The following is a 6,592-nucleotide window of genomic DNA, read 5'->3' as shown; positions in this document are numbered from 1 at the left end:
ATCCCGTGACCGTAGGCATTATTTTGAGGGCAGCCTGAGCTACACTTATAATTGTACAATCATTCATATAATAATTCAAAAATTCAGACATTAGAGGGCGAGGCAAAGCCGCCTCACACTTGATGCATGCGGCGGTATACCGAGGGGTTCACCCCTTGGCGCTGCTTGAAGCTTTTGCTCAGGTGATGCTCATCCGTGTACCCGCACTGCTCGGCGATCCGCCAGAGCGGCAGATCGGTGCGGGCCAGCAGCCGCCTCACCTTATCCATCCGCAGCGCGGCGGCGTAGGCGCTGGGCGGCTGGCCGAGCTGACGTCGGAACAGCCGCGTCAGCTGCACCTGGCTGATGCCGAGCCGCTCGGCGATCGCTCGCAGCTCGCCGCCCTGCTCCGACTGCTCGTGCATCAGCTCGATCGCCTGCCGCAGCAGCGGGTCGTCGATATGCGGAGGCGTCATCCGCGGCGCCCGGCGCTCGGCCTGGCTGATCAGCAGCAGATCCCGCAGCAGATGCTCCTTGTAATCCAGCATCTCCCCTGCCGGATAGAGCAGCGTATCGCGCAGCAGCGCCAGCGTGGACTGAAGGCGCGGCTGATTGAGCAGCCGATGCCGACCGATCAGCGCTCGGGTCTCCTCTGCCTCCGCTGGCTCTCGCCACTGGAAGCCGAGCATATGGAACGACAGGCCGTCCGTCCGACGATGGAAGGTCGTATCGGGCGGACAGAGCACCATGTCGCCTGTCGCCGCCGACTGCTCCTCTCCCTCGTCCAGACGATAGACGAATCCCCCCTCCTCGGCGACGAACAGCACCCAATGATTATACCGGTCATGCGTCTTCTGGAAATGAAGCGCGCCTCGAACATGGACATGGTATTGCAGCTGCGGCATATGCCATTGCAAGACTACCACCTCGCGATGTGAAATTATATACAAGAAAGTTGATTGATGTGTACATTTTATCACACCCGGGACCACTATATAATTCAAATTAAATACAACTCTCAGGCGCTCACCGCGAGCCGTCCTGAGCCATGGAGGTAGATCACCGTGACACCATCCGCTGCGTTGCAAGAAGAGCTGTCGACGTACATCAACCGATTCCGGACCGAAGGGTACCTGCTGCTCCCCTCCGTATTGTCCGACGAGAAGGTCGCGCGCCTCAATGCCGCCATCGACGAGGTGCTCGACGGCGAGGAGCCGTCGCTTGCTTACAATGTGTACAACAGCGTCGCGCGACATCCCGAGTTCGCCTCGCTCATCGACCAGCCGGCGATCCTGCCGCTCATCGTCAACCTGCTCGGCCATAATATCCAGCTCCACATCTCGCATCTCACCGTGCGGCACCCGAATCCGGCCGATCTGCAGACGACCTCGCAGAGCTTCATCGACTGGCATCAGGACGGCCCGCATCCGCAGTTTCCTGCGATCGGCGGCGTGACGCCGACATACTACATCAAGGTATGCTACATCCTCAGCGACATGTCCGAGCCGGACCGGGGCAATACCAAGATCATCCCGCGCAGCCACGACAAGCCCTATAATCCGAACAGCCGCGACGTCCGGCAGCAGATCGAAGGGGAGCTGCAGGTATGCGGCAAGCCGGGCGATGTCTTCATCTTCCCGCAAAATCTGTGGCACGCCGGCTCGCCGAACAAGTCCAACCATACACGCCGCCAGCTCTTCCTCGGCTATAGCCCGCTCTGGATGCGCCCGATCGACTACCACGCCGCTACCGAGGACCAGCTGCGGGAGGCGACGCCGAGCCAGCGTCAGCTGCTCGGAGCGATCAGCGACAACAAATTCAAGTACTATGTGCCGGAGGAGTCGATGGTGCCGCTGAAGTCACTGCTGATCCCTTCCTCATAACCGCCAGCGGGCCGAGATGCGTATCTCGGCCCGTTTCCTGTAACCCCCGAACATCCTAGCCTGACTAACGCCTTTCAATTGATAATGATTATTATTATTGATATAATATAAGGCATGAATCCGGCAGCCCTTGACCGCGTAGAATTACAGGATCAGGGCGCCGCAAAAGGTGTGTATGCGATGACAGCCAGACTCCCCGCTCCGCTGAGCGAGACGCCCCGGCACGATCCGCGCCTGGATGAAGTCAGGCGCTTCATGGAGGATCACTTTGATCAGCCTCTGACGACGCAGCAACTGGCAGAGCTGGTCCATATTAGTCCCAAATATCTGGCCGAGCTATTCAAGAAGGCCTACAGCCGCAGCATTACCGAGCACTTGACCGATCTGAGGATCAGTCGGGCCAAGCGCTATCTGTCCGAGTCCCGCTACCGGCTGCGCGAGATCGCGCGACTGGTCGGCTACAGCGATGAATTTTACCTGAGCCGCAAGTTCAAGCAGGTGGTCGGCGTACCGCCCACGGCTTATGCCGAGCGACCCAAGCAACGGATCGCCGTCACCTCTCCAGCCTTGATCGGTCAGTTGCTGCCGCTGGAGATCGTCCCGGCTGCCGCTCCCTTGCATGCCAAGTGGACGCCTTATTATTATCACGATTATGCGGACCAGATCGGGTGTCACCTGTCCTACCCGACGCCGGATGGGGACCACGTTGCCGACCGGCTGCTCCATGCCCGGCCAGATGCCATTATCGTCTCCGACCTGCTATCCGAATCGTCTCGCCGAGCCTGCGAGCGTCTGGCTCCGACCATGACCGCGAACCGAGCTGCCGACTGGCGGGCCGGCCTGTTGGAGTTAGCCGCCTTCGTCGACCAGACTGCCCGGGCCGAGGCATGGCTGCGCCACTATGATGCCAGGCTGTCCAGAGCCCGCCAACAGATCGCCTCCCTGATCGGCCAGGCGTCAGTAACTGTCTTACGCGTCCACAGCACCGGTCTATTCCTGTACCATAACCGGCCGATCCGCGAGCTGCTCTATGGCGAGCTTGGACTCCGACCCCAATATAACGTTGAGCATCAACCCAACGAGCCCGTCACCGTCGAACGGCTGGCCCAGCTCGATGCGGACCGGCTGTTCGTCCTCGCCTGTCCCGAATCGGCCTCCCGCAGGTTCTGGCTGTCGCTCCAGCATCAGCGTGCCTGGCGGTCGCTCCGGGCCGTCCGGGAGGGATGCGTCTATCTCATTCACTCCGACCCTTGGTGCGAATATTCCGCTACCGCCAGCAGCCGGATGCTGGACGAGCTCCTGCTGCATCTGTCCGGCGATTGTCCAAGCGCAGATCCGCCGACTATCCATGGCCTGACATGATTTCCTGGACTATAATCACTTCTATTGAGAACGATTATCACAGGAGGGAATTGTACATGCATTTACCAAGCATCCCATGGATACGCCAACGGACCGTCGGCTTGCTATCGCTCGTCATCGTCTGCTTATTAACCGCCTGCGGCGGAGCCAGCCCGGCGGCGCAATCCGGCGCCTCGTCGCCTGAAGCTGCAGCCCCAAGCGGCGCCAATGCGCCAGCGGAGATCGCCCCATCCAATACGGAAGAGCCGGCAGCGCCTGCGCCCCGTATCGTGACTGACGAGATGGGCCATGAGGTGGAGCTGCCCGCCGAGCCGAGCCGGATCTTCGCGCCTTATATGGAGGATTCCCTGCTCAGCCTCGGCATGAAGCCTGTCGCGCAATGGGCTACCGGAGCATCGGGCCAGGCGTATCTCCAGGAGTGGCTGCACGACGTGCCAACAGTTGACTTTACCGGCGGGCTGCCTCCCGCACCCGAAGCCGTGATGAGCTTTGACCCGGATCTGATCATTTTGCATAATGTCCACTATGCCAACAACGGCGTTTATGAGGCCTACTCCAAGATCGCCCCGGTGTATGTATTTGAGAATGCGGCTGGCGACCTGAAGCAATCGATCCGCAAGCTCGGCGAGCTGCTGGACAAGCAGGATGAAGCTGAAGCAGCCTTGCAGGCGTACGAGCAAAAAAAGGAAGACGCCCGGGCCAAGCTCGCACCCGTCGTCACAGGCAAAAATGCGGCGCTGATCAACTTTAACCACAAGGGCTTCTATATGATCGGCGGCAATTACTTTGGCGGCTATGTGCTGGCGCAAGAGCTCGGCATCGGCAAAAGCCCGCTCGTCTCCGAGGGCAATAGCTTCGACATCTCGCTGGAGGCGCTGCCTGATCTCGACGCCGACTTTATCTTCACCATCAACTACGGCGGAACCGGCACAGCGAATATGGCGGCGCTGATGGATAACGGCATCTGGCGGAGTCTGCCTGCGGTCAAAAACGACCAGGTCTATGAGGTGAGCGACGCCTACTGGACGGGTAGCGGGCTAATCGCCTATGGTAAAATTATCGACGATGTCGTGGAACTGCTCGTCCCATGAGCACAGGATCCTCCACTGCCCGCCAGGTCCCGCACAGCGCGGAATATAGAGTGATCGACCCCGTCCGCCAACTGGACTACCGCATACTGATCGCTCGTCCGGCAGAACCGCCGCCGCCCGAGGGATATCCGGTGATCTACGCTCTGGACGGAGACGCCGTCTTCGATACGCTGGCAGAGGCTGTCCGGCTGCAGACCCGCAAGCCGCGCGGCTACGAGCCTGCCGTTATAGTCGGCATCGCTTATCCGTCCGGCGAGCCCTTCGATATGCCGCGCCGTTGCCTTGATTTTACGACTCCCGCGCCCGCCGAGCGCCTTCCTGTCCGACCGGATGGGAGCCCTTGGCCCGAGCGAGGCGATGCCGCGCGATTCCTCGACTTTATCGAGCGCACGTTGATGCCGTTCATTGGCCGGGAGCTGCCCGTCGACTCCTCTCGGCAGGCGATATTCGGCCATTCGCTGGGAGGTCTGTTCGTCCTCTATGCCATGTTTGCCCGTCCGGGGCTATTCCGTCATTGCATTGCCGGCAGTCCCTCGATCTGGTGGGATCAGCATGCGATTGTGCAAGCCGCCGAACGGTTCGATCCGGCTGCGCTTGCGCCAGGGCGAGTTCCTCGCCTGCTCCTGACTGTCGGCAGCGAAGAGTTGGCGCACATGGTTGCCGATGCCAAGGCGCTGGCCGATCGCTTGGCTCCGCTGGCCGAGGACGGCTTTCACAGCGCCTGCGTTGTCTTCGCCGACGAGACGCATATTAGCGTGCTGCCGGCCGCGATCAGCCGGCTGGTGCGATTCGTCCTATCGCCGCAAGAGGGCTAAGCGCCCTTCCGAGTCCCAGCGGAACGTCCAGACGGCAAGGGCGACGGAGAGGATAGCGAAGCCGCTCAATACCGCCAGCGGCTGCCACAGCATGGCCGGCGACTCGACCGCTGCTCGCAGCGACGCCACCAGATAGTGGAACGGCTGCGCGCGGCCGACCTGAGCGATCCACTGCGGCGCATGCTCCAGACTATAGAAGGCCTCGCTCGTGAACAGCAGCGGCATACTGATCAGATTGGTCAGGATGCTCGCCTGCTGTTCTTCGCGCGCCAAGTTCGCCACAACGAAGCCAAGCGCTGTGAAGCAAACCGAGCCGACTATAAGCACCGGCAGCAGGAGCAACAGACCGGGCAATGTCACTGCGGTGTCCAGGACAACGATGCCGACCCCGATCAGAGCGGCGCTGATACCGAGAGTGACCGCCAGACGCGCTCCGGCGAGCGCGCTCACGAACGCCAAGACAGGCAGCGGCGTCGCCCGCAGCAGCTTGTAGACGCCGCGATTGCGCTGACCGATCACGTAGAACGCCGTAGCCGTCATTGCGCCGAACAGCAGATTGGTCGCCAACACCCCGGACAGCAGACGCTGCCCATAGTCCGAGTCGCGGAAGTAGAGGCCGAGACCGACGAGCAGACCAAGCGGCACCGCCATATTCCACAGCCAGGTGTGCGCGTCGCGGCAGAGCTGGGCGATCATCGTCCGCAGGATCGTCAGCATACGCTCGCCTCCTGACGGCCACCGGATGGCGGCGTCTCGGTGCAGCGCAGGAACAGCTCCTCGAGACTGTCCGCCCCCAATGCCGCGAGCAGCGCGTCCGGCGCGCCCTCGGCGACGATGCGGCCGCCGTGCAGCAGGAGGATACGGTCAGCGAGCAAGCCGACCTCCTCCATATCATGGCTCGTCAGGACGATCGACGCACCGTCTCCGGCCAGCTCGCGGATCAGCGCCCGGATATCGCGGCGCGCCCGCGGATCGAGCGCCGCCGCCGGCTCGTCGAGGAACAGCAGCCGGGGTCGATGCACCACCGCCATCGCGAGCGCCAGCCGCTTCTGCTGTCCGCCCGAGAGACGCGCCGCATCGCGGCGCGCGGCCTCGGAGAGACCACAGCGCTCGAGCAGCGACAGCAGCTCGGCATCCCGGCGGCGCAGCCCGTAGCAGGCGGCGACCATACGCACGTTTTCCAGCGCCGTGAAGCCCGCGAAATACGGGACGCTCTGGAGCTGCAGCCCGATCTCCGCGCGCGGATCATCGCTGCGATGAGCGATCGTCCCGACGTCAGGCTGCCGCAGACCGAGCAGCAGGTCGAGCAACGTCGACTTGCCTGCGCCGTTGGGACCGATGATCGCCACCGTCTCGCCGGGATAGATATCCAGATTAATATCCGTCAGTACCGCCAGCGTGCCGTACCGTTTGCCGACCTCTCGCACGCGTACAAGAGGTTCGTTTGATTCCATCATCTCGA

General features: G+C 61.9%; 7 protein-coding genes. 4 read left to right on the top strand and 3 right to left on the bottom strand.

The features are described 5' to 3' along the window. Nucleotides 1-113: 113 nt before the first annotated feature. Nucleotides 114-896, bottom strand: coding sequence for an AraC family transcriptional regulator (locus PA598K_RS25480; protein WP_376739074.1), 783 nt, complete (start codon nt 894-896; stop codon nt 114-116). A gap of 147 nt (nt 897-1,043) precedes the next feature. On the opposite strand from PA598K_RS25480, the gene PA598K_RS25475 reads away from it, so the two are divergent. The 4 genes from PA598K_RS25475 to PA598K_RS25460 all read left to right on the top strand — a co-directional run bounded on the left by PA598K_RS25475 (nt 1,044) and on the right by PA598K_RS25460 (nt 5,130). Further along, on the top strand, nt 1,044-1,862 hold the full coding sequence (locus tag PA598K_RS25475) for a phytanoyl-CoA dioxygenase family protein (protein ID WP_260405607.1): 819 nt from the start codon (nt 1,044-1,046) through the stop codon (nt 1,860-1,862). Nucleotides 1,863-2,042: 180 nt separating this feature from the next. Next, entirely contained in the window at nt 2,043-3,224 is a 1,182-nt protein-coding gene (locus PA598K_RS25470) for a helix-turn-helix domain-containing protein (protein ID WP_185602224.1), read from the top strand. A 56-nt stretch (nt 3,225-3,280) separates the two neighbouring features. After that, the gene (locus PA598K_RS25465) at nt 3,281-4,315 is read left to right on the top strand and encodes an ABC transporter substrate-binding protein (RefSeq protein ID WP_128659660.1); all 1,035 of its coding nucleotides are present in this window, start codon (nt 3,281-3,283) and stop codon (nt 4,313-4,315) included. Further along, nucleotides 4,312-5,130, top strand: coding sequence for an alpha/beta hydrolase (locus PA598K_RS25460; RefSeq protein WP_128659659.1), 819 nt, complete (start codon nt 4,312-4,314; stop codon nt 5,128-5,130). The genes PA598K_RS25465 and PA598K_RS25460 overlap by 4 nt, the downstream gene beginning before the upstream one ends. Here the strand turns inward: PA598K_RS25460 and PA598K_RS25455 are convergent. Both PA598K_RS25455 and PA598K_RS25450 read right to left on the bottom strand, forming a co-directional pair. Next, the gene (locus PA598K_RS25455) at nt 5,110-5,847 is read right to left on the bottom strand and encodes an ABC transporter permease (RefSeq protein ID WP_128659658.1); all 738 of its coding nucleotides are present in this window, start codon (nt 5,845-5,847) and stop codon (nt 5,110-5,112) included. The two genes, PA598K_RS25460 and PA598K_RS25455, sit on opposite strands and share 21 nt — an antisense overlap. Further along, nucleotides 5,841-6,587 carry an ABC transporter ATP-binding protein gene (locus PA598K_RS25450; protein ID WP_128659657.1) on the bottom strand — a complete coding sequence of 249 codons (747 nt, stop codon included), beginning with the start codon at nt 6,585-6,587 and terminating at the stop codon, nt 5,841-5,843. Before PA598K_RS25450 ends, PA598K_RS25455 begins: the two co-directional genes overlap by 7 nt. Between the last annotated feature and the right edge of the window lie 5 nt (nt 6,588-6,592).

Source organism: Paenibacillus sp. 598K (assembly GCF_003851045.1).
Taxonomy (GTDB): Bacteria; Bacillota; Bacilli; order Paenibacillales; family Paenibacillaceae; genus Paenibacillus_D.
The sequence above is the reverse complement of the archived record's forward strand: the minus strand, read 5'-3'. Positions and strand labels throughout refer to the sequence as shown.

What these genes read in the sequence shown, in the direction of transcription:
- PA598K_RS25450 (WP_128659657.1), bottom strand. Translation starts at nt 6,587, where the DNA reads ATGATGGAATCAAACGAACCTCTTGTACGCGTGCGAGAGGTCGGCAAA.
- PA598K_RS25470 (WP_185602224.1), top strand. Translation starts at nt 2,043, where the DNA reads ATGACAGCCAGACTCCCCGCTCCGCTGAGCGAGACGCCCCGGCACGAT.
- PA598K_RS25460 (WP_128659659.1), top strand. Translation starts at nt 4,312, where the DNA reads ATGAGCACAGGATCCTCCACTGCCCGCCAGGTCCCGCACAGCGCGGAA.
- PA598K_RS25465 (WP_128659660.1), top strand. Translation starts at nt 3,281, where the DNA reads ATGCATTTACCAAGCATCCCATGGATACGCCAACGGACCGTCGGCTTG.
- PA598K_RS25455 (WP_128659658.1), bottom strand. Translation starts at nt 5,847, where the DNA reads ATGCTGACGATCCTGCGGACGATGATCGCCCAGCTCTGCCGCGACGCG.